This window comes from Yinghuangia seranimata, assembly GCF_029953285.1.
Classification (GTDB): Bacteria; Actinomycetota; Actinomycetes; order Streptomycetales; family Streptomycetaceae; genus Yinghuangia; species Yinghuangia seranimata.
The window spans coordinates 143,486-166,624 of sequence record NZ_JASAOI010000017.1 but is presented as its reverse complement, the minus strand read 5'-3'; the positions used below and the strand labels follow the sequence as shown (position 1 = coordinate 166,624).

The 23,139-nt window shown below is 74.2% G+C and carries 16 protein-coding genes and 3 tRNA genes; 15 read left to right on the top strand and 4 right to left on the bottom strand.

All coding sequences use genetic code 11. From position 1 onward, the window contains the following. Window positions 1-38: 38 nt before the first annotated feature. Window positions 39-839: a hypothetical protein gene (locus QI554_RS12250; RefSeq protein ID WP_281469155.1), complete on the bottom strand. Its 801-nt coding sequence runs from the start codon at window positions 837-839 to the stop codon at window positions 39-41. A 150-nt stretch (window positions 840-989) separates the two neighbouring features. Next, the gene (locus QI554_RS12245; RefSeq protein WP_281469153.1) at window positions 990-1,253 is read right to left on the bottom strand and encodes a hypothetical protein; all 264 of its coding nucleotides are present in this window, start codon (window positions 1,251-1,253) and stop codon (window positions 990-992) included. A 322-nt stretch (window positions 1,254-1,575) separates the two neighbouring features. On the opposite strand from QI554_RS12245, the gene QI554_RS12240 reads away from it, so the two are divergent. The 13 genes from QI554_RS12240 to QI554_RS12180 all read left to right on the top strand — a co-directional run bounded on the left by QI554_RS12240 (window position 1,576) and on the right by QI554_RS12180 (window position 19,915). Continuing rightward, window positions 1,576-2,430 carry a DUF4132 domain-containing protein gene (locus QI554_RS12240; protein WP_281469151.1) on the top strand — a complete coding sequence of 285 codons (855 nt, stop codon included), beginning with the start codon at window positions 1,576-1,578 and terminating at the stop codon, window positions 2,428-2,430. Next, window positions 2,427-7,523, top strand: a complete 5,097-nt coding sequence (locus tag QI554_RS12235) for a hypothetical protein (protein WP_281469148.1) — start codon at window positions 2,427-2,429, stop codon at window positions 7,521-7,523. Before QI554_RS12240 ends, QI554_RS12235 begins: the two co-directional genes overlap by 4 nt. Then, entirely contained in the window at window positions 7,520-8,710 is a 1,191-nt protein-coding gene (locus tag QI554_RS12230; protein WP_281469146.1) for an ATP-binding protein, read from the top strand. The genes QI554_RS12235 and QI554_RS12230 overlap by 4 nt, the downstream gene beginning before the upstream one ends. Before the next feature lie 4 nt (window positions 8,711-8,714). Next, window positions 8,715-12,782: a vWA domain-containing protein gene (locus QI554_RS12225; protein ID WP_425527959.1), complete on the top strand. Its 4,068-nt coding sequence runs from the start codon at window positions 8,715-8,717 to the stop codon at window positions 12,780-12,782. Continuing rightward, on the top strand, window positions 12,779-14,983 hold the full coding sequence (locus tag QI554_RS12220; protein ID WP_281469145.1) for a hypothetical protein: 2,205 nt from the start codon (window positions 12,779-12,781) through the stop codon (window positions 14,981-14,983). The genes QI554_RS12225 and QI554_RS12220 overlap by 4 nt, the downstream gene beginning before the upstream one ends. Before the next feature lie 94 nt (window positions 14,984-15,077). Continuing rightward, window positions 15,078-15,150, top strand: a tRNA-Thr gene (locus QI554_RS12215). A 46-nt stretch (window positions 15,151-15,196) separates the two neighbouring features. Beyond that, a tRNA-Met gene (locus QI554_RS12210) sits at window positions 15,197-15,269 on the top strand. Window positions 15,270-15,350: 81 nt separating this feature from the next. Beyond that, window positions 15,351-15,515, top strand: a complete 165-nt coding sequence (gene rpmG / locus QI554_RS12205) for a 50S ribosomal protein L33 (protein ID WP_004571794.1) — start codon at window positions 15,351-15,353, stop codon at window positions 15,513-15,515. 95 nt (window positions 15,516-15,610) lie between these two features. Continuing rightward, window positions 15,611-16,072 (top strand): MaoC family dehydratase N-terminal domain-containing protein, encoded by a 462-nt coding sequence (locus QI554_RS12200; protein WP_281469120.1) that lies wholly within the window; start codon window positions 15,611-15,613, stop codon window positions 16,070-16,072. Between the two features lie 3 nt (window positions 16,073-16,075). Beyond that, a complete protein-coding gene (locus QI554_RS12195) occupies window positions 16,076-16,501 on the top strand; it encodes a MaoC family dehydratase (RefSeq protein WP_281469118.1) in 426 nt (141 codons plus the stop codon). A gap of 49 nt (window positions 16,502-16,550) precedes the next feature. Next, window positions 16,551-17,624, top strand: coding sequence for a UDP-N-acetylmuramate dehydrogenase (locus QI554_RS12190; protein ID WP_281469116.1), 1,074 nt, complete (start codon window positions 16,551-16,553; stop codon window positions 17,622-17,624). 45 nt (window positions 17,625-17,669) lie between these two features. Further along, window positions 17,670-18,302 carry a TetR/AcrR family transcriptional regulator gene (locus tag QI554_RS12185; protein WP_281469114.1) on the top strand — a complete coding sequence of 211 codons (633 nt, stop codon included), beginning with the start codon at window positions 17,670-17,672 and terminating at the stop codon, window positions 18,300-18,302. Window positions 18,303-18,448: 146 nt separating this feature from the next. Next, on the top strand, window positions 18,449-19,915 hold the full coding sequence (locus tag QI554_RS12180; RefSeq protein ID WP_281469113.1) for a DHA2 family efflux MFS transporter permease subunit: 1,467 nt from the start codon (window positions 18,449-18,451) through the stop codon (window positions 19,913-19,915). Between the two features lie 88 nt (window positions 19,916-20,003). On the opposite strand, the gene QI554_RS12175 is transcribed toward QI554_RS12180, so the two are convergent. Beyond that, the gene (locus QI554_RS12175) at window positions 20,004-21,038 is read right to left on the bottom strand and encodes an adenosine deaminase (protein WP_281469111.1); all 1,035 of its coding nucleotides are present in this window, start codon (window positions 21,036-21,038) and stop codon (window positions 20,004-20,006) included. A 143-nt stretch (window positions 21,039-21,181) separates the two neighbouring features. Then, window positions 21,182-22,441, bottom strand: coding sequence for a pyridoxal phosphate-dependent aminotransferase (locus QI554_RS12170; RefSeq protein ID WP_425527958.1), 1,260 nt, complete (start codon window positions 22,439-22,441; stop codon window positions 21,182-21,184). Window positions 22,442-22,615: 174 nt separating this feature from the next. On the opposite strand from QI554_RS12170, the gene QI554_RS12165 reads away from it, so the two are divergent. Both QI554_RS12165 and secE read left to right on the top strand, forming a co-directional pair. Next, window positions 22,616-22,688, top strand: a tRNA-Trp gene (locus tag QI554_RS12165). 121 nt (window positions 22,689-22,809) lie between these two features. Further along, window positions 22,810-23,136, top strand: a complete 327-nt coding sequence (secE, locus tag QI554_RS12160) for a preprotein translocase subunit SecE (protein ID WP_281469108.1) — start codon at window positions 22,810-22,812, stop codon at window positions 23,134-23,136. Window positions 23,137-23,139: the final 3 nt, after the last annotated feature.

Sequence of the window (23,139 nt, the reverse complement as noted above, 5' to 3'; positions counted from 1 at the left end):
CGTACAACACGGCCGCGGGCCCGGCGGGCGGACCCGGATCAGCCGCGCTCCGCGACCCTCGGGAACTGCGGCATCGCAGGCATCACCGGCATGGCCGGGTACTGCGGCACGGCCGGCATGTGGATCAGGCTGGACACGTCCGGAACACCCGGGATCGCCGGCAGTTCGGGCAGCTTGGGCAGCGGCGGCAGGTCCGGGAGCTTCGGCAGCTCCACCGTCGGGACGTCCGGCTCCGCCAGGTCGGGCAGTGCCGGCTTGGCGGCGTCGCCGCCTCCGCTGACGATCCCGCTCAACAGTCCGGTCAGCGACGACACGAGCTTCCCCAGCAGGTCGGTCAGCGAGCCGACGATCTTGCCGAGGTCCCCGCTCTTGACCGCGTCGAGCAGCTTGCCCAGGTCGAGGTCCGGCAGCGGCGGCGTCTCCGTCACCGCGTCGAGCGCCCGCAGGCCGGGCAGCTCCGCGGCGTCCGTGCCCGCCGCCCGGGACGCGCGGGCCTGCCGCGCGGCCGTGTTCCGCTCCAGCGCCGTGGTGTTCTCCACCGCCGCCAGCGCGTGCTTGAGCCGCGCGGTCAGCTCGGGGGACGCGCCCGGGACGCCCCGGTCGACGCGGTCCTCGAGCTCGGCGAGCTGCCGCGCCTGGTCGGGGCGCGCCTGCGCCGCCGCGTCGGGGGCGGCGACCGCCGAGGCGTCCGCCGATGTGCCGGTCTTCGCGACGACACCGGCCGGGAGCGCGGACCTCGACCCCGGTCCCGCCGTGTCCGCCGCGGCGAATCCGCCGAGGCTCACCACCCCGAGCAGGGCCGTGCCCGACACGGCGGCGACAAGCTTCTTACTACGCACGGGATTTTCCTCCATCACACGTACAGATGTGATGAAAAGGTCACTCTTCCGCGTGAAGTTCGCAATTTTTGGTGTGATTAATGCGGCAAACGGGTTGCCGCCTGCGCCGAACGGGTTGCCCTCATTCCGTCGGCCGAGCCGCGCGGCCCGTCAGCGTTCGTCGCGCACGAAGACCAGCTCGCTCCCGGGTGGTTCGTCGGTCGGCTGCTTGGCCGCCAGCGTGTAGCCCCGGCTGTTGGCGAGCCGCACCAGCATGTCGACGCGCACCGTCCCGCCCTGCTCGGGGACGACCACCCGCGGCGACCCGTCGAACAGTTCCTCGTCGTCCTTCCACTTGGCGCGCAGCCGCGAGCCCGCGAGGGCCACAAGGGCCACCACGATCGCCGCGGCGATCAGCCCGCCCAGGATCCGCATGGTGAGCTCCCCAGCGCCCGATGCATCCGACCGCGCCCGCGCGGTCGCGGGTGCGGCGGTTCCAGCGTGCCGCCCGCCCGAAGGCCGCGTCTACGCCCCATTCCGTCAGGACGCGGGGCGTTCGTCGGAGGTTCGCCGTCCGTTGTCAGCCGATACCGCTAACGTTCCCGCCATCCTGATCGCGGTCGTGGCCGCTTCGGTGCCACCATCCACTTGCCCCGGCGGCCCTCGGCCGTGAGCGGCCGCGGTCAGGACCCACAGGCGACCGGCGCACCTATGCGCGGCCTGGGGTCCAGCGGGCTCGGCGGGAGGACTTCATTCCATGGCGTGGGTGCGGGCGGGCGACTACGAAGTCGCCCTGGAAGACGGCACGGTGGTGTGCCGCAACGCGGCGGGACGGCGGCTGAAAAGCGTCCCCTCCAAGCTCGCCGACGACCCCGCGGTCGTCGGACTGCGGCAGCTCACCGAGTGGCTGGAACGCCACGAACGGACCTGCCTCGCCGACGTCGAGCGGTGGATGGTGCGCTCGCTGGCCGTCCCGACCGCGGTCGTCGCCCGCGTGTGGCCGGACCCGGCGTGGCAGGGCGTGCTGCGCGACCTCGTGGTCAGCGCGGACGACGGCGCCGCGGTCGGGTTCCTGCGGGACGCCGACCCCGAGCGCGGCATCGGCCTCGTCGACCTCGACGGCGACACCGTCCGCGTGACCCCGGACCGGATCCGCATCCCGCACCCGGTGCTCCTCGAAGACCTCGAGGACCTGCGCGAGTTCGCCGCCGAACTGGGCGTCGAGCAGCGCGCCGGGCAGCTCTACCGCGAGGTGTGGCTCCGCCCCGCGGACCTCGCCGCCGACACGACCCACGTCGACGACTACGCAGGCGGCAAGTTCGACCAGCTGCGCTTCCTCTTCGGCCGAGCCACGTCGCTCGGCTACCAGGTGCGCGGCGGCCAGGCCGTCTGTCCCGTCACCGAGGACGGGCACACCGTCGAGGCCCGTGTGTGGCTCGGCGACTTCGACCCCTACGAGAGCACCGAGACCGGCGCGCTGTCCTGGACGAGCGCCGAAGGCCGCGTGCTGAGCGCGCCCGAGGTCGGACCCGTCGCGTGGTCCGAGGGCATGCGCATGGCCGCCGCGCTGTACGCCGGACGCTCGACCGAGAACCAGGAGGACGCCGCGTGAGCGCCCACCCGAACACCCAGGCCGAGGCCGCCGCACTGCTCGACGCCGGAGCCGTCCTGCCGCTCGGCGCCGCGACCGGCGACGACGTCGACACGCTGACCGCCCGCACGTACACGCACCCCGCGCTCGGCGACCGGCCGATAGTGCGGCTGGTGCCGGGCACCCTCGGCGAAGCCGAGGACCTCGCACTCGACTTCCTCGGCCTGACCCGCGACACCGGCGACGACGTCCCCGCCGCCGACGCGGCCGGCAAGGACACCGCCCCCACCGTCGGCCTGGTCCGCCGCGAGACGCTCGGCTTCCCGGCCTGGGCACTGGTCAACGACCCCGCCAACGGCCACCACGCGCTCGCCCTGGTCCGCGACATCGAACGCCTCGGCCGCCAGGCCCGCAGCAAGCCCGGCACCGCCAAGGACGGCTTCGACGTGCTGGGCACCCGCCTGGGGCGCGCCGTCCCGCACTTCCTGCCGACGTTCTACGAGCAGGCCGCGCGCGTGTTCCTCGGGCACGAGAACACCACGTACGCCGCCACCTTCTTCGGCAAGGCCCGCGAGGCCGAGCGCGTGCACAACCTGCCCGTCGAGGAACAGCGGCTGCGCGCCGTCTTCCTCGAGTTCGCGTTCGCCGGCGCGCTGACCGCGAAGGCACTCAAGGAGTACGCCCGCGACCTGTCCCGCCGCCTCGAAGCGGCCGAGGCGTGGGCGCAGTTCCGCCAGCTGTGCGTCGAACGCTGCGCGGCCGGCATGCCGCCCTACGCCGGCCTCGCCGAGGACGCCCGCTCCATGATCAAGGCGGTCGGCACCGCGGCCGCCAAGGACGGCAAGCGGCAGTCCGCCGCCGAGTCCGCGGCCGTCGTCGCGGCCGAGGAACGCGCGCTGCTCGCCGACCTGCTGCCGACGCCCGCCGTGACCCGCGCCCCTCTGACCTTCTGGAAGGCGTTCCGCCCCGCCCTCGTCGCGCTGTGCGCCGACGAACCCGCGGCCCGCGCCCGCCTGCTGGAGATCTTCCCGACGCCGAACACCGGCGCCCCGGCCGAGGCCGACGCCTTCTGGCTGGCACTGCTCGCCGACACCGGCGCCGAGGCGCTGCTGACCACCCCGGGCGCACGCGAGTCCGGCCAGTCCGCCGCCTGGCTGACCCGCTGGGCCAAGCACATGCGCCGCAGCAGCTGGCGCGGCCGCAAGCGCGACGCGGCCGCCCTCGGCCTCGCGGCGCGGATGGCCGAGGCGCTGCGCGCCGACGGCGCCCCCGTCTCGCTCGGGGACAAGTCGTGGCACCCGATCGACGCCGACCTGCTCGACGTGTGCCTCGCCGCGGGCATCCCGGTCGCCGACCCGAACAACAGCGCGCAGTTCGCCCTGGGGGACTGGTACGACGACGAGGAGCCCGGCCGCCGCGACCTGGCCGCCGTGGCTGCCGACACCCGCTACGAACCGGTGCTGCGCAAGGCCGTCGGCGCGCTCGGCAGCCAGGGCAACGGCAACCACCTCGTCAAGGCGGCCGCCCACCCGGTGCTGCGCGGCGTCATGCACGCGTGGCTCGCCGACCGGGCCGCGGACCTGGAGACGCAGTCCGCGCTGCCCGGCGCCCGCGCCGCGCTGGACGCACTGCACCCGTTCAACGCGGTGTGCGCCGACGTCAACCCGGACGTGGTGGCCCGCGTCCAGGCGTTCGACATGGCCCCGCTGCTGGCCCGCACGCTGCGCGTCGGCCTGCTCGACGAACTCGGCTGGCCCGCCCTCGACGAGGCGTTCGACCGCCTCGGCCTGACCACCGGCACCCCGACGCCCGGCCTGCACGACGACGCGTCCACCGACAAGTCGGAGCTGCTGATCTCCGAGGCGTGGCCGGCGCTCGTCCTGGCGAGCGGCGGCAAGGCCGTCGTCATCGGCCCGGACGGCGTGCTGCTCGAGCACGACCTGCGGCTGCCCAGCGGCCTCGACTCCTGGGTCAGGCCGAAGTTCCGCTACGTCGACGGCGACCTGCTGGTGATGTGGTGGGACGAGGAGCAGAAGGGCTACTGGTCGTCGCGGCCCGCCGAGGTCTTCACCGTCGGCGGCGACACCCCCGGCCGGTGGGGCGGCGAGTCCGGCGGCGTCATGTCGCTCCCGTTCCCCGGCGGCGGCCGGGTCAGCGGCGGCCGTGTCCTGCACGCCGGCGACACCGCTCTGCCGGGCCGCGAGCACGTGATCGGCGACGGCGCGAACTACTGGGTGCTGCACTGGCGCGACGTCCTCACCTGGCACGAGTACGACCCCGCGACAGGAACGCGCGGCCGTGCGTCGCTGCCCGCGCCGTTCGCCGCCGCGGTCGCCGACGGCGGACGCCTCGTCCACGAGGCCTGCCGCCTCATGCCGCTGCAACCGGGCCTGGAGAACAGCCCGTTCGGCACCGACGGCACCCTGCTCGGACACTGGGTGCGGGTCGACGACAACGACACCGTCACCGCCGGAAGCGTCGACGGCACCGCCGTCACCCTCCCGGTCGGCGCACGCCGCTGGGACGGCCGCCCGCAGCGGCTGCCCATGGGCGCGCTGCGCCTGCCCGGCGGCGCGTGCCCGACCGTGTTCGCCGACGACGGCAGCCTTCGGTGGGCCGACGGCGAGGTCATGCTCGGCAGCGCCGACGCGTGGCGCCGGGGCGGCGTCCACGCGGCCGGCACCCGCCTGGTGCCGGACACCGCGTTCTGGCACGCGCTGCGCCCCCGCGACGAGGCGGGCTCGGCGGTGCTCCGCGCGGTCACCGACGACGACGCGCGCGGCCTGCTCGCCGCGGCCAAGCGGGCGCGCGACGCGGCCGTCGAGGCTGCGCAGGAGGCCGCCGCGGCCACCGGCGAACCGGCGGCCCGCCCCGACCCGGTGCCGCTCGCCGAGGTCGACGCACTCCTGCCCGGCATCACCCACCCCGGCCTGCGCGCGGGCGTCGCCGGCATCACCCGCGACGCCGCCTCGCTCGTCCGCCGCCTCGACGGCTACGGCACGGTCGTCGCGAATAAGCGCACCGGCGACGACCAGGACGAGTACCGGCCCGAGCACGGCACCGACAGCCTCGTCCACGAGGGCCTGCGCGGGATCGGGGAGCAGGGCGGCTACGGCTACTACGGCGGAGCCCCCCGCTGGAACGTCCTCAACCAGATCCGACAGGTCGCGGCGCTCCTCGCGGCGCCCGGAGCGGACGCGGAGACCGCGACCGACGGCGAAGCCGCCGACGGCGGACCTGCCGACGGCGAAGCCGCCGACGCGTGGACGACCACCCAGGTCCGGCTCGCCGACGGCTCCGGCACCTGGATCGGCGCCATCGGCCGCCTCGGCGCGCTGCTCTACCGCGCCGCGTCCCCGCTCACCGCGCCCGCGAACCGCGAAGCGCTCCTGCTGTTCGTCGAGGAGCTGTCCGCCGACGTGTTCCGCCGCCCCGGGCTGCTGCGCCGCGTCGTGCTGTGCGCCGACCACCGCGACGCCACCCGCGTCGGACAGGTCATGCGCCGCGGCGGCCGCGTCGTGGTGATCATCGGACCGGCGGGCTGGGGGAGCGACCGCCGCCAGCACTGGACGGCGCTGGACTACGACCCGAGCGGCCGGTTCGACGCCGTCGCCGACTTCAGGTCGCACGACGCCTGGCCGGTCGACTACCTCGACAGCGACGACCGGGCCGCGCGCGTCGGCGACTACGTCACCGCCATCCGCGCCGCCGAAGCGGCCGCGTGGTGGCCGGACTCCGTCGACCGGTTCGCCGCCGCGACCACCGCCCGCCGCACCGAAGCCGCGCTGCTCTTCGCCGGCCTCCCCGACGCCGCCCGCTACGGCCGCATCGACCTCGACACCGACCAGCGCACCCTCCTCGGCCTCAAGAGCGCCGAGGCGACCGCCGCACGGGACCGCCTGCGCGGCCTCGACACGAAGGCCCTCAGCGGCGTCCTCGGGGCACTCCTGCCCGCCGACCCGGCGGACCTGGCGAACACCGGACCCGACGTCGACGCGGGCGCCGCCGCCTGGAACACCCACTTCGGGCACCTCCTGCGGCTGCCCGACGACATCGCCGCCGACGCCGTCGCGGCGTCGTTCGGCGAGACGTTCATCGACAGCGTCCTCAACCCGGACACCAGCGCGGAGCTGTCCCGCACCACCACCCAGCGACTCGACGAGCACCAGCGCCTCGTCGCGGACGACAGCGACGCGATGCTGTCGCCGCACCAGCTGGGCACCTACGCCCGCGCCGTGCGCTGGCTCGCCTACCGGCTGCCCTACGGCGACCCGCTGCGCGCCGCGCTGCCCCGCCTGCTGGCCGCCGTGCGCGCCCGCCTCGCCGACCCGGGGCTGCTCCTCGACCTCGACCTGGAGTGGACCGAACGCGGCGCCTACACCTCCGTCGCACTGCGCGAGGCCGCCGGCCTGCCGGCCACCGGCGGCGCCGCCGAGGACGGCATGGTGCACGTCAACGACGTCATCGTGCTGACCCCGTGGCACGGCGAGGCCGAGCAGGTGTGGGTCCGCACCGGCAACCTGACCGGGCCCGACGACCCGGACCTCGCCCACGTCATCGCCCTGCGCGGTGCGCCGACCGGGGCCGCGGCCGCCGTGCGCACCCTCCTCGGCACCGAACTCGACGGACTGGCCGCGGCAGGCGCCGACGGTCCCGTCGGGTACGCCCAGGACCCGGCCTGGTCGGTGCCCGACCTCGTCGACGAGGTCGCGAAGACGCACGACCTGTCCGCCGACGCCGCCGCGCTCTACCTCCAGCTGCTCGCCCTGCCCGACCCGACCGACCGCAACGTCGTCCGCTGGAACGGCTGGAAGCCCGCCCGCTTCAAGGCCGCCAAGGCCGCCCTGGAGGCGACCGACCTGGTGGTCTCCGCGAAGCGGTCCCGCGCCTCCCGGACCCTGTTCCTGCCCGGCGGCTGGCACGAGCTCAAGCGCGCGCTGCCGCTGGAGACGTGGAAGGACGCGTTCTACGAGGTCGACGGCAACCGGGCGATCACCCCGCGGCAGCCCGTTCCCGACCTGTTCCGGGCCGCATGGCAGCGTGTCCAGGAGGGCGACGCGCCCGCGTTCGAACAGCTCGAGACCCGCACCACCCGGAGGGGACGCCGCCGATGAGCACCGCCACCATCACGCCTGGGCCCGGCACGCCGGAGCCCGACGGCGCGGACCGCCCGCAGGCGGCCCGCCAGGTCCAGCCGCCCGAGGACGCGTACGCCGCCGAACTGGAGTTCCTCGCCGCGTACGACACCGGGGCGCGGCCCCCGGCCTGGCGGCTGACGCCCCGCGCGGTCGTCACGTTCATCCTCGGCAGCGCCGGTGAACAGCTCAAACTCCCCGACGGCTCCGCGAGCATGACGATCAGCCAGAAGTTCGTGGGGGAGCGCGCGCTCGTCGAACGCTGCGTCGTCACCCTCGCCGGCGAACGCGGGCTGCTCCTCGTCGGCGAACCCGGCACCGCCAAGTCCATGCTCTCCGAGCTGCTGGCCGCCGCCGTGTGCGGCACCAGCGCGCTCACCGTGCAGGGCACCGCCGGCACCACCGAGGACCAGCTCAAGTACGGCTGGAACTACGCGATGCTCCTCGCGCAGGGCCCCAGCCGGGCGGCGCTCGTCCCGTCGCCGGTGCTGACCGCCATGGCGCGCGGCGCGGTCGCCCGCGTCGAGGAGGTCACCCGCTGCCTCCCGGAGGTGCAGGACGCCCTGGTGTCGCTGCTCTCCGAACGCCGGATCGCCGTACCGGAACTCGCCGGCACCGACGACGCCCAGGCGCACGCCGCGCCCGGCTTCACCCTGATCGCCACCGCCAACCTGCGCGACCGCGGCGTCTCGGAGATGTCCGCGGCGCTCAAGCGGCGGTTCAACTTCGAGACCATCGGCCCGATCGCCGACCTCGACGCCGAGACCGACCTCGTGCGGCGGCAGGCCCGCGGCTCGGTCGAACGCGCGGGCGCGGCGTTCTCGGTCGACGACGCGGTGCTCGAAGCGCTGGTCACGGCGTTCCGCGACCTGCGCACCGGGCGCAGCGCCGAGGGCTGGGAGGTCGAACGCCCGTCCACCGTGATGAGCACCGCCGAGGCGGTCGCCGTCGCGTCCGCGCTGGGGCTGGCGTCGGCGTACTTCCCGGGCGACCGCGACGTGCTGGGGCTCCTGCCGGGCCACCTGCTCGGCGTGGTGCGCAAGGACGACCCGACCGACGCGGCACGGCTGCTGGGGTACTGGGACGCCGCCGTGCGCCGCCGAGCCGAGCAGGGGTCGGCGACGTGGCGGACGCTGTGGGACCTGCGGCACGTGCTGGAAGGCTGACCAAGTGCCGAGTGATTTCGACGAGTTCGCGCGAGAGGCCGGGCCGGTCCCGGCCTCTCGCGGGGCGGCTGTCGGTACCCCCGACGCGACCGGCGCTTTCGACGAGGCCGGTGCCTTCGACGCGGTCGGTGCGTCCGTCGCGGCCGGCGCTTTCGCTGCGGCCAATGGCTCCGATGCCGCCGCGGACCGGCTCGCCGCGGACGACGCCCCCGATGCGGCCGCGGCCCGGCTCGCCGCCGCCGACCGGCCGCACCTGGTCGGCGTCCGGCACCACGCGCCGTCACTCGCGGCGGCCATGCCCGCGCTGCTCGACGCCGCGAAGCCCGACGTCGTGCTCGTCGAGCTCCCGGCCGACCTCCAGGACTGGCTGCCGTGGCTGGCGCACCCCGAGACCGAGGCGCCGGTCGCGCTCGCCGGGTCCGGGCCGCACGGGCTCGGGTTCTACCCGTTCGCGGACTTCTCGCCGGAACTGGCCGCCGTACGCTGGGCGGCCCGCGCCGGAGTCCCCGTCGTCGCGTGCGACCTGCCCCTCGCACACCGCGGCTGGGAACCGTCCGAGCCGCCCGCCGGCGCGGCCGCCGCGCCCACGCTGCACGCCGCGCTCAGCCGCCGCCTCTCCGGGCGCCCCGGCGACGACCTGTGGGACCGCCTCGTCGAGGCGTCCGCCCCGGGTTCGACGCCCGAGGCGGTACGCCGGGCCGCGCTCATGGTCGGCTGGGCGCTCCGCCGCGACGCCGCCGCCGGCCCCGGCGTCGACCCGGTCGACCTGCGCCGCGAAGCGTGGATGCGGCGGGCCGTACGCGAGGCCACCGCCGACGGAGCCCGCGCCACCGCGGTCGTCGGCGCCTTCCACGCCCCGGCGCTCCTGCTCGGAACGGTTGCCGAACAGGCCGACGTGGAAGGCGACTTCGCCGAGGACGCCGAACCCGTCGTCACCTCCCTCGTCCCGTACACCCACGCGCTCCTCGACGAGCGCTCGGGCTACCCGGCGGGCATCCGCGACCCCGAGTGGCAGCAGCAGGTGTTCGAGGCCGGCGGCGACCCCGCACGGCTGTACGACGCCCTCACCCGCACCGCCACCCGCGTGTGCGCGGAACTGCGCGCCCAGGGCCACCCGTCGGGACCCGCCGACGCCCGCGAGGTCGTGCGCATCGCGACCGACCTGGCCGCCCTGCGCGGCCTCCCCGCCGCCGGACGCGGCGAGTTCGCCGAGGCCGCGCAGACCGCGCTCACCCACGGCGAACCCCTCGGCCGGGGCCGCGCCGTCGCGCGCGCCCTCGAACGCGTGCTGGTCGGCACGCGCGCCGGACGCCGCGCGCCCGGCACACCGCGCAGCGGCCTCGGACCCGCCGTCGAGGCCGAACTCGCCGAACTCGGGCTGCCGGGCCCGCACGAGCCCGCACCCGAGCCCGGCACCGCACGCCGCCGCCCGGCCGGCGGCGGCCCGGCCGGCGGGCGTGGCGGCTCGCGTACGGCGGCCGGCGACGACGAGCGCGACCTGCGCCTCGACCCGCTGCGCGCCGACCTCGACCGGCACCGCGAACTGCTCCTGCGGCGGCTCGACGTGTGCCGGATCCCGTACGCGGAACCCGTCGACGTGGTCGGCACCGGCGGCGCCGACGCGCTGACCACCCGCTGGCGGGTCCGCTGGTCGCCGTCGACCGCCGCGATGCTGGACGTCGCCGGCATCCGCGGCGTCACCCCCGAACAGGCCGCGGAAGGCGTGCTGCGCGAGCGTAGGCGCCGCGAACACGAGGACGGCGGGCCGACCGCGGCCCAGGTGCTCGCGGGGCTGGAGGAGGCCGCCCAGTGCGGCCTGGAGGCGCTCGCCGCCGAACGCCTCGCCGAGGTCGACGCGTTCGTGCCGGGACTCGCGACACTGCCCGAACTCCTGTCCGGTCTCGCGCTGCTGGACCGGTGGGCGAACGGGCACATCCCCGGCCTGCCGGACGCCCCCGACGAGACCGCCGACGTCAGCGCCGACCTCACCGCGGCCGCCGTCCGACGGCTCGACGGGCTCAGCGGCTCCGAGGACCCCGCCGACGCCCGCGCCGTCGTCGAACTCGCCCGCCGAGCCGACACGTTCGGCGGTCTCAGGCTCGCCGACGCCCTCACCCGCCTGGACACCGACGCAGCCCCGATGATGGCCGCTGCGGCGGGCGCCGTACGGGTCCTGCTCGGCCACCAGCCGGCCGAACGGTTCGGCGAACGCGTCGCCTCGTGGCTCGACGAGGCCACCACGCCCGACCGCCGCGCCGACCTCGTCCGCCGCATGACCGGCCTCCTGACCGCCGCCGGCCCACTCCTGAGCGCCGGCGGAGCCGCCCTGGAGCCCCTGCTCGACCGCGTCGCGGAGCTCCCCGACGAGGACTTCCTCACCCGCCTCCCGGCCCTGCGCGGCGGCTTCGACACCCTCAGCCCGGCGGCCCGCGAAAGGCTCCTGGCGGTGATCGAGGACCGCCTGGAGTCCACGGTCGACACCACGACGGACACGTCCCCGGAAACCCTCGCCTCCTGGGCCGCAGCCGACCTGGCCGGCCGCACGGCGCTGCGCGAACGCGGCCTACTGCCGACCACGACGCCGCCGCAGCCCGAACCCGGCTCCCCGAATCCAGGCTCGTCCGCCCCCGCCCTGACACCCCACCCCGACCCGCACGAGACGACCTCGCCGAAACCAGAGCTGTCCGCTCCCGCCGCCGTTCCGGTCGGATCATCACCCCGGTCCTGTGGACGCTGCGGGGCCGCTCTCGTGCCGTCTGCGGTAGACCCCCAAGCTGGGGGCCTGTGTTCGCGGTGTGACGATCAGACCGCGTCGGGCGCCTCGAAGGCCGCCGTACCTGCACCTGCTCAGCCCTCCACCGCTGCGTCGGGCGAGCCCCCCGCGTCGGGCGAGCCTCCCGCGGCGGACACGCCCTCCTCGTCTGCGCAGCCCGCACCCACCTCGTCGGCCCCCCTCACACTCGCTCCCGAGGCTCGTTGGCGGCTGGTCCTCGGCCGGCGGGTCGACCGGTCCGGGGCGCGGGTCGCGCGGCTCGGGGCCGCGCTGGACGAGCTCTACGGGGCCGGGCGCGGCGAAGGGTCGCGTGGGGATCTCGGCGGCGGCGCTCCCGGGGCGGGGGCCGGGCGGGAACCTGCTTATCCGTCCGCCCGTGACTGGTCGGAGGACCTCGCGGCGCTGTTCGGGCCCGGGGTCCGCGAGGAGGTCCTCGCGGCCGCCGTGGCCGCCGGGCGCCGTGACGCCGTTTCCGAGCTCGACCCCGGGTCCGCCCGGCCGTCCGTCGACCTGCTGCGGGCCGTCCTCGAACACGCGGGTGGCCTGCCCGAGTCGCGGATCGCCGCGCTGCGCCCGCTCGTCGACCGCATCGTCGCCGAGCTGACCCGCGAGCTCGCCACCCGCATGCGGCCGGCGCTCTCCGGGCTGTCCGTCCCGCGCCCGAGCCGCCGCCCCGGGGGAGGCCTCGACCTTCCGCGCACCATCCGCGCCAACCTCGCCACCGCGCGCCCCATGGGCCCGGACGGCGTGGTCACCGTCGTCCCCGAGCGGCCGGTCTTCCGTACGAAGGCCCGCCGGGCCGCCGACTGGCGGCTCATCCTCGTCGTCGACGTGTCCGGCTCGATGGAGGCCTCGACGATCTGGTCGGCCCTGACCGCCTCGATCCTCGCCGGAGTGCCCGCGCTGACCACGCACTTCGTCGCGTTCTCCACCGAGGTCGTCGACTTCACCGACCAGGTCCACGACCCGCTGGGCCTGCTCCTGGACGTCCGCGTCGGAGGCGGCACGCACATCGCCGCGGGCCTGCGGTACGCCCGCGAGCTCGTCACCGTGCCGTCGCGCACCCTCGTTGCCGTGGTCAGCGACTTCGAGGAGGGCTGGCCGCTCGGCGGACTGCTCGCGGAGGTGCGCACGCTGGTCGGCTCCGGCTGCCACGTCCTCGGCTGCGCGAGCCTCGACGACCGCGGCAAGCCGCGCTACTCGACGGCCGTCGCCTCGCAACTCGTCGGCGCGGGCATGCCGGTGGCGGCCCTCAGCCCGACCGAACTGGCCCGCTGGGTAGGGGAGAAAGTCCGTTGACCGACACCGTGGACCTGCGTGCGATCGCGGTACGCCCCGAGGCGGTCGCGGAGATCGTCGACGCCCTGTCGCCGAGGCTGCGCAAGCGCCTCGACGCCGCCGTCGACAAGCTCGCCGCCCGACCCGTCACCCAGGACGCCGACACGGTCCGTATCGCCGTCGACGAGGACGCCGAACTGACGCTGCACGCGCCCGGATCGCTCGTGCGCACCGCCGAAGACGTGCGGTGCTCGTGCCTGTTGGCCCCGGCGTGCGTGCACCGTGCCGCGGCCGTGTCGTCCCTGACGCCGTCGGTCGACGACGAACCCGCCGCACCGGAACCGGAGACGACCGACCCGTCGGCGCCCGCACCGGCCGCCGACGACGCCACCGCCGCCCCGGTCGGATCATCACACGGCACCTGTGCACAGTGCGGGGTCGCTCTCGCCTCACCCGTGCTAAACCCCCAAGGTGGGGGCCCGAGTTCGCGGTGCGATCATCACACCGCCGCTCCTGGATCCGCCTCGGCGGCCGACACTGCGGTCTCCGTGCCCGCTTCAGCAGCGGGCGCCGCGCTCACCGGACAGGCCTCATCCGCCGGCGCCGCGCTCACCACACAGGCCTCATCCGCCGCCCAAGCCCTCTGGTCCGCCGCCGCCACCGTTCTCGACGCCGGGGTCTCCGGCTCCGGCGCCGTGCTCCAGGCCGGCCTGCTCCGCGCCGCGCACGCCGCCAAGCTCGCGGGTCTGCACAGGCCCGCCGCCGCGGCCGTCGCCGTGACCACCGGGCTCCGCGCCGCCCGCGCCGACGACCCCTCCCACCGGCTCGCCGACCTCATCGCCGCAACCCACGAACTCCTCGACACCGCTCGCGAGTTGTCCCGGATCTCCGAAGGCCCGGAACCCGGCTCGGAAAGGGACCGGCCCACCCCCGACGCGACCGCCGTCCTCATCGGCACCGCGCGTCAGCCCTACACCCACGCCGGCTCCCTGCGCCTCTACGGCGTGTTCACCGAGCCGATCAACACCGCGACCGGCCACGCCGGCGTCGTCACCTACACGCTCGCCCCGGGCAGTCGCGCCCTGCGCACCGTGTCCGACGTGATGCCGGGCGGCGCCGCCCGCATCGCCGGTGCCGCCGCGCGGGCCGTACGCCTGGGCGACACCGCTCTGGACCACCACCAGCTCTCCCGCGCGGGCCTCATCGTCTCCGGCGCCACCGAGTCGCCGACCGGACGTCTCGGCGCGGGCGCCTCGGTCCGTGCCGTGAGCGCGTCCGGCGCCGCCTGGCACGACGACCCGCTCGCCGCGCTGTGGGCGGAGCCCCCTGCCGACCAGGTCGCCCGCGTCCTGCGCACCCTCGCCGACCTTCCGCCGGACGCCCGCCCGGCAGGCTCCGACCTGGTCTTCCTGGACGTCGAGCTGCTCGGCCCGGTGGCGTCCGCGTCCGGTGCCGACCGCGTCGCGGCCCGGTGCGGCGGACTGACCGTCCATCTCCTGGTCGCCGACGACCACCCCGCGCTGCCGTACCGCGACAACCTCCGCCTCCTCGCGACCCGCCCGGGCCTGCGCCTCCGCATCGTCGGCCGTCTCGAACCCGGCGCGCAGCCCGCCGTACGAGCACTCGCGGCAGGCCCGGCCCCGGTCGCCCCATCCGGCGAAACGGCGCACGACCCCACCCCCGACACCCTCCGCGTGCGCGTCAACCTCGGCCTCGACCGTCTGCAACGCGCCGACGTCACCGCGCCCACACCGACTTCGCCGACTTCGCAGGCCGCGCCGGCCCGCCGGGAGCACGCCCCGTCCCCTGATCACTCCGGCGCACGCCCCCCGCAGCCCGCCCCCGCGCCGGCGTTCGCCACCCCCGACCAGGCCCCCGCCTATCTGCTGTCCCGGCACGTCGAGCGCGCCGTCTCGGGCGGCCGTGCCGCGCTGGCCCTCGCCGCCGCACCGGTCTCCGCCACCGCCTCCCCGGCGGCCGCGCCTCTCACCCCTATGGCCCGCGACGCCGCCCGTTTGCGCCGAGACGGCCTGGTCACAGGGGCGGACCTCCTCGAGGCGCTGGTCGCCGCGTCCGCCGACCGGGGGCGCGACGTGTTCGGCCGGCTGCTGCCGGGAGACGCCGACGCGCTGGCCCGTGCGTGGCTGGCCGCCACCACCTATACGAGGGCCGTCGACGCGGCCCTGACCGCGCACGCCTGGGCCGCGCCAGACCCCGTCTGACCCGGCCCGGAGGTCCGCCGAAGACCCGCCGCGACACCGCCCGGACAACCGATTTCCGATGCGGGGCATGAGCCGTGTATGGTTTCACCTGCTCGCCCCAATAGCTCAGTCGGCAGAGCGTCTCCATGGTAAGGAGAAGGTCTACGGTTCGATTCCGTATTGGGGCTCTGACGAGGAAGACCCCGCCCGATCGCGGGCGGGGGTCTTCGTCGAGGCGGCGTAGCTCAGTCGGTAGAGCAAGCGGCTCATAATCGCTGTGTCACCGGTTCAAGTCCGGTCGCCGCTACCCAAGGAGCCGATGTGGGGGGAACCCCAGGTCGGCTGCTTTTGCTGAAATCACGTCCACGACTGTCAGGAAGGCGCTCCCGTGGCTGCCACAGATGTCCGCCCGAAGATCACGCTTGCCTGTGTGGAGTGCAAGGAGCGGAACTACATCACCAAGAAGAACCGGCGTAACGACCCGGACCGTCTTGAGATGAAGAAGCACTGCCCGCGTTGCAACGCCCACACGGCGCACCGCGAGACCCGCTGACCCCGGTCGCGGATCCCACACTTTCGACGAGGCCACCCCTGCACGGGGGTGGCCTCGTCGGCGTTTTGTCCGACGCCCGAGGAGGCGACCCGAGAATGCCGCTGGACCCCAAGTTCATCGGGCGGACCTACCCGCCCACCGCGCCGTACGAGGTGGGTCGCGAGAAGATCCGCGAGTTCGCGGACGCCATCGGCGACGCCAACCCGGCGTACCGCGACCCCGAGGCCGCGCGGAAGCTCGGCCACCCGGACGTGATCGCCCCGGTGACCTTCCCGATCGTCGTGTCGATGACGGCCGCCGAGCAGATCGTCATGGACCCCGAACTGGGCCTGGACTACTCGCGCGTCGTGCACGCCGACCAGCGGTTCGCGTACGCCCGCCCGGTGCGCGCCGGCGACCGCCTTGTGGCCGTGGTCACCGTCGAGAACATCAAGTCGATGGCCGGCAACGACATCATCACCACCCGCGCGGACATCGCGACGGAGGACGGCGAGCACGTCGTCACCGCGCACTCGACACTCGCAGCCCGCGGCACCGCGGCGGAAGGGGAGGCCTGACCGATGGCCGCGAGCATCAGCTACGACGACGTCGAGGTCGGCACCGAGCTGCCCGCGCAGACCTTCCCGGTCAAGCGCGAGAACCTGGTCCGGTACGCGGGCGCGTCCGGTGACTTCAACCCGATCCACTGGAACCAGCGGTTCGCGACCGAGGTCGGCCTGCCCGACGTCATCGCGCACGGCATGTACACGATGGCCGAGGCGGTCCGCGTGGTGACCGACTGGGTCGAGGACCCGGCCGCGGTGGTCGAGTACAGCGTGAAGTTCACCCGTCCGGTGGTCGTTCCCGACCCCGAGGGCGCCGTCGTCGAGGTGACCGGGAAGGTCGCGCAGAAGCTGGACGACCGCCGGGTGCGTGTCGACCTGACCGTGACGAGCGACGCGGGCAAGGTGCTGGGCGTGCCGCGCGCGGTGGTCCAGCTGGCGTAACGCCCGCGCCACGGCCTGTCCGTGGCGTGGCTGCCCGTACCCTGTTCGGGTGCAGCATCTCGCCGACTCCCCCCTCGCCCCGCTGACCACGCTCCGCCTCGGTGGACCGGCGCGGCGCCTCTACGAGGCCACCACCACCGCCGAACTGGTCGCGGTCGTCCGCGACGCCGACGACCACGGCACGCCGCTGCTGCTGATCGGCGGCGGCAGCAACCTGGTCATCGGGGACGAGGGGTTCGACGGCATCGTCGTGCGCGTCGCCACGAAGGGCCACACGCTGAGCCCGAGCGGCCTGCTCAGCTCGGACGCGGGCGTGCGCTGGGACCACCTGGTCGAGACGGCCGTCGACGCGGGCCTGGCGGGCGTCGAGTTCCTGTCCGGGGTCCCGGGCAGCACCGGCGCGACGCCGATCCAGAACGTGGGCGCGTACGGCCAGGAGGTCGCCGAGACGATCTCCCTCGTCGAGGTGTACGACCGCAAGACCGGCCGCATGGACATGCTGGACGCGTCGGAGTGCGGGTTCTCGTACCGCGACAGCATGTTCAAGACCCCCGCGGACCCGGCCGATGCGGGCCGCTTCGTCGTGCTCCGCGTCCACTTCCAGCTGCGCGACGAGGGCGGCCTGTCGGCGCCCGTGCGGTACGCCGAGGTGGCCCGGGTGCTCGGCGTCGAGCCGGGCGGGCGCGTCCCGCTGGCGACCGCGCGCGAGACCGTCCTCGGGCTGCGCCGCGGCAAGGGCATGGTGCTCGACGAGGCCGACCACGACACGTGGAGCGCGGGCTCGTTCTTCACCAACCCGGTCCTCACCGACGCGGAGTTCGCCGCGCTGGAGCAGCGTGTCGCGGACCGCCTCGGTGCCGACGCGGCGGCCCCCCGCTACCCGGCGGGGGAGGGGCACGCGAAGACCTCGGCGGCCTGGCTCATCGAGCGCGCCGGCTTCGCGAAGGGCCACGGCACCGGCCCGGCCCGCATCTCGACGAAGCACACGCTGGCCCTGACGAACCGCGGCGGCGCCAAGACCGAGGACCTGCTCGCGCTGGCCCGCGAGGTGCGCGACGGGGTCCGCGAGGCGTTCGGCGTCGAGCTGGTCAACGAGCCGGTGTTCGTCGGCGCGGAGCTCTGACCGGGGCTGTTGACACGCTGGTTATTGAGTAATAACTTACTACTCATGACAGCGACGAAGAACGCCCCGCACAACGCGGGCACGGTCCGGATGAGCGCCGACGAGCGCCGCACCGCCGCCGTGCGCGCGGCGGTCGAGGAGTTCTCCGTGGGCGGTTACAACGGCACCTCGACGGCCGCGATCGCCAAGCGCATCGGCGTCTCGCAGCCGTACCTGTTCCGGCTCTTCGACGACAAGCGGCAGCTGTTCCTCGCCGCCGTGGAGGAGTGCTTCCGTCGGGTCGTCGTCACGTTCGACCAGGCCACCGAGGGTCTGGACGGCATCGCGGCGACGCACGCGATGGGGCACGCCTACCAGGAGCTGCTCGACCGCGAGCCGACCCTGCTGCGGATGCAGATGCAGGCGTACGTCGCGGGGATGGACCCGGATCTGCAGGCCGACATCCGCGCCTGCTGGTCCAAGCTCGACGAGCTGGTCCGGGTCCGCACCGGCATCACCGGCGAGGAGCTGACCAACTTCTTCGCCCGCGGCATGCTCTGCAACGTGATCGCCGCGCTCGACCTGCCGAAGCAGATCTACTTCGAGGAAACCTACGACGAGCAAGGCGACGTCGTGCACTGCGACTACTGCCGCGAGGCCGAGGCGGCCGCGGCCGCCAAGGCCGCCGACGCCGGCTGAGCCACGCCGACCGCACCGCCGCGGGACCTGCCTGTACCGCGCCAGGGGACTCCTCCGCCCCGCAAACTTAGTGACCAATAACTAAATCTGTGGTCAAAAGTTAGTCATCGATAACTTCCATCGCCTCCGAGGGGATGTCACCCGCCATGAGCACCACCCAGCCCACCGCGGCCCGCCCCGGTCCCCGGACCGCCCTGTGGACCTTCCTCGCCAGCAGCTTCGCGCTGTTCATGGCCGGACTCGACAACCTCGTCGTGACCACCGCGCTGCCGTCCATCAAGGAGGACCTCGGCGCCGACATCTCCGAGCTCGAGTGGACGGTCAACGGCTACACGCTGAGCTTCGCCGTCCTGCTCATGCTCGGCGCCGCGCTCGGCGACCGCTTCGGCCGCCGCAAGGTCTTCGCGTCCGGCATCGCGATCTTCACCGTCGCCTCCGCGCTCGCCGCCATAGCGCCGAACACCGGCACGCTGATCGCCGCCCGCGCCATCCAGGGCGCCGGCGCCGCGGCGATCCTCCCGCTCAGCCTCACGATCCTCACCCGCGCCGTGTCGCCCGAGAAGCGCCCGCTCGCGCTCGGCCTGTGGGGCGGCGTCAACGGCCTCGCGGTCGCCCTCGGCCCGTTGGTCGGCGGCGCCATCGTGGACAGCGGCTCGTGGCAGTGGATCTTCCTGCTGAACGTCCCGATCGGCCTGGTCCTCGTCCCGCTGACCCGCCTCAAGGTCGAGGAGAGCTACGGCCCCAACAGCCGCCTCGACCTGGTCGGCACCACCCTGGTCAGCCTCGGCATGCTCGGCGTCGTCTTCGGCCTGGTCCGCGGCCAGGAGGCCGGCTGGGGCAGCGCCCAGATCGTCGGCTCGATCGCCGCGGGCGTCGCGCTCCTCGCCGCGTTCGTCGTCTGGGAGAGCCGCACCGAGCAGCCGATGCTTCCGCTGACGATGTTCCGTGACCGCGGCTTCACCGCGCTCACCTTCTCCGGCCTGCTGATGTTCGCCGGCGTCTTCGGCTCGATCTTCCTGCTCACCCAGTACTTCCAGGGCGTCCAGGGCTTCTCGCCGCTCGGCGCGGGCCTGCGCATCCTCCCGTGGACGGCGATGCCGGTCCTGATCGCGCCGCTCGCCGGCCCGCTCGCCGCGAAGATCGGCGGACGCCCGCTCGTCGTCACCGGCATGGCGATGTCCGCCGCGGGCCTCGCCTGGTTCGCCGCGATCGCCTCGACCGACGTCTCGTACGCCGCGCAGATCCCCGCGCTGCTGCTGTGCGGCATCGGGATGTCGCTGTACTTCATCCCGACCGCCAGCCTGATGATGTCGATCGTCCGGCAGGAGCTGCACGGCGTCGCCTCCGGTACCAACAACGCGATGCGCGAGCTGGGCGGCGTGTTCGGTGTCGCGGTCCTCGCCTCGGTGTTCTCCTCGAACGGCGGCTACGCCTCCGGCCAGGACTTCGTCGACGGCCTGGTCCCCGCCCTGTGGGTCGGCGCCGCGATCGCCATGGTCGGCGCGGTCACCGCCGCCCTGATCCCGCGGGGCCTCGGCAGGACCGTCGCGAAGTCCGCGGACACCGAGACCGTTACCGCCGCCGCTCCGGAGAAGGTCGGCGTCGCGGCCTGACCACCCCGACCACCACACCGGACGCCGCGGCCGGGTTCCACCACGGAACCCGGCCGGGGCGTCGTCATGTGTCGGTACGGCCGGCCGCTCAGCCGGCCAGCCACGCGTCCACACCGGCCAGCAGCCGGTCCCGCACCGCGTCGGGCGCGACGGAACCGCGGATCGACTGCCGTGCCAGCTGGGCCAGTTCCTCGTCCGTGAAGGCGTGGTCGGCGCGCGCGATGCGGTACTGCTCGGTGAGCCGCGACCCGAACAGCAGCGGGTCGTCCGCGCCCAGCGCGATCGGCACGCCCGCGTCGAACAGCTTCCGCAGCGGAACGTCGGCCGGCTTGTCGTACACCCCGAGCGCGACGTTCGACGCCGGGCACACCTCGCACACCACACCGCGCCGCGCCAGCTCAGCCATCAGCACCGGGTCCTCCGCCGCACGCACGCCGTGCCCGAGCCGCTTGGCGCCCAGCACGTCGACGCACTCGCGGACGCTGCGCGGCCCGTCCAGCTCGCCGCCGTGCGGGTTCGCGAACAGCCCCGACCGGCGCGCGATCGAGAACGCCTTCTCGAAGTCCAGCGCCCGCCCGCGCCGCTCGTCGTTGGACAGCCCGAACCCGACGATCCGCCCGCGCCCCGCGTACCGCGACGCCAGCCGCGCCAGCGTGCGCGCCTCCAGCTGGTGCTTGGTGCGGTTCGCCGCGATCACCACCGCGATGCCGACGCCGGTGGCGCGCTCGGCCTCCTCCGCGGCGCCGAGGACGACCTCGACCGCAGGCGACAGTCCGCCGAGCCGCGGCGCGTACGAGGTCGGGTCGACCTGGATCTCCAGCCACCGCGACCCTTCCGCGAGGTCGTCCTCGGCGGCTTCCCGCACCAGCCGGTACACGTCGTCCTCGCCGCGCACACACGATCGGGCGATGTCGTACAGCCGCTGGAACCGGAACCACCCGCGTTCGTCGGTCGCGCGCAGCCGCGGGGGAGTGCCCGACGTGAGCGCGCCGGGCAACTGGACGCGGTACCGGTCGGCGAGCTCCAGCAGCGTCGACGTTCGCATGGAGCCGGTGAAGTGCAGGTGCAGATGGGCCTTCGGCAGGGCGCTGACGTCGCGCGCGGGGCGATCGGGGTGATCCATCTCCCCGATCATGGCCGACCCGGCGGCCGAACGGGTGGAGTCCGCGTGGTTTGCCTCTACCGGATGACAGCGAAAAGCGCCGGGCACCTACTTAACCCTGTTGGGGCCCGGCGCCGGACTCCTCGGGCGACTGCGCCGAACGGCTACTTCGCCTCGGACAGCAGCTTCGCGATGCGCGACACGCCCTCGGCGAGGTCGTCGTCGCCGAGCGCGTACGAGAGCCGCAGGTAACCCGGCGTGCCGAAGGCCTCGCCCGGCACCACGGCGACCTCGACCTCGTCGAGGATGAGGCCCGCCAGCTCCGCCGAGCTCGCCGGAACCTTGCCGCGGATCTCCTTGCCGATCAGCGCCTTGACCGACGGGTACACGTAGAACGCGCCCTTCGGCTCGGGGCAGTCGACGCCCGGGATCTCGTTGAGCATGCGCACGATGGTGCGGCGGCGGCGGTCGAACGCCACCTTCATCTCGTCGACGGCGGACAGGTCGCCGGCGATCGCGGCCAGCGCCGCGGCCTGCGCCACGTTGCAGACGTTGGACGTCGCGTGCGACTGCAGGTTGGTCGCGGCCTTGATCACGTCCTGCGGGCCGATGACCCACCCGACGCGCCAGCCGGTCATCGCGTACGTCTTCGCGACGCCGTTGACGATGACGGTGCGGTCGATCAGCTCCGGCACCACGGCGGCGATCGACACGAACTCCGCGTCGTCGTACACCAGGTGCTCGTAGATCTCGTCGGTCAGCACCCACAGGCCGTGCTCGGCGGCCCAGCGGCCGATCGCCTCGACCTGCTCGCGCGAGTACACCGCGCCCGTCGGGTTCGACGGCGACACGAACAGCAGCACCTTGGTGTTCGGCGTGCGCGCGGCCTCGAGCTGCTCGACGCTCACCAGGTAGCCGGTGGTCTCGTCGGCCACGACCTCGACCGGAACACCGCCCGCGAGCTTGATCGACTCGGGGTAGGTGGTCCAGTACGGCGCCGGCACGATGACCTCGTCGCCCGGGTCGAGGATCGCCGCGAACGCCTCGTAGATGGCCTGCTTGCCACCGTTGGTCACCAGCACCTGGGACGGCTCGACCTTGATCCCGGAATCGCGCAGCGTCTTCTCCGCGATCGCGGCCTTCAGCTCCGGCAGCCCCCCGGCCGGCGTGTAGCGGTGGTACTTGGGCGTGCGGCACGCCTCGACCGCGGCGTCGACGATGTAGCCCGGCGTCGGGAAGTCCGGCTCGCCGGCGCCGAAGCCGATGACCGGCCGGCCGGCGGCCTTGAGGGCCTTCGCCTTGGCGTCGACCGCGAGCGTCGCCGACTCGGCGATCGCCCCGATCCGCTGCGAGACACGGCGTTCTGTGGGGGACGTGGAAGAGCTGGCCCGGGGGCCTGAGGAAGGAGCCGTCATGCCGCCCATCGTCCCACTGGCCCCCGCACGCGGGCACACCGGATTTACGATCCGAGACGACGGGTTCGACCTCGGGCACCTCAACCCGTACACTCATCCTCTGGCGGATCACACCTCGCTGTCGTCGCGCCCGGAAACCCCATGGTTACCGGGCCGTGCTTCAGCTAGGTTGGGGACCACCGAAGGGCACTAGCTCAATTGGCAGAGCACCGGTCTCCAAAACCGGGGGTTGGGGGTTCAAGTCCCTCGTGCCCTGCGATGTGCCGTCCCGGGATCGCATCGACGATCGCCCGGGGCGCGCATATGCAGTCAGCGCCAGAAATCAGCGCCGACGACACCGTCGGTGATCCAGTCAGACCGGATCCAGGTGAGGACGAGTGACGGAGGCCCACGGCTCCACGGCCACGCCCGAGCACGAGAGCTCGGACGACCTCGGCGTGGACGAGACCCCGCCTGGCGGCAAGGACCGCAAGGGGCGCCGGGCCGCGGCGGAGAAGCCGGAGCCGAAGAAGAAGTCGGTCTTCGCGCGCCTCGCGGTCTTCTACCGGCAGATCATCGCCGAGCTGCGCAAGGTCGTCTGGCCCACCCGCAACGAGCTCGTCACGTACACCACCGTCGTGATCGTGTTCTGTCTGATCATCATCGGCATCGTGTACACGCTCGACCTCGGGTTCGCGCGCGCCGCGCTCGAAGTCTTCGGCTGATCC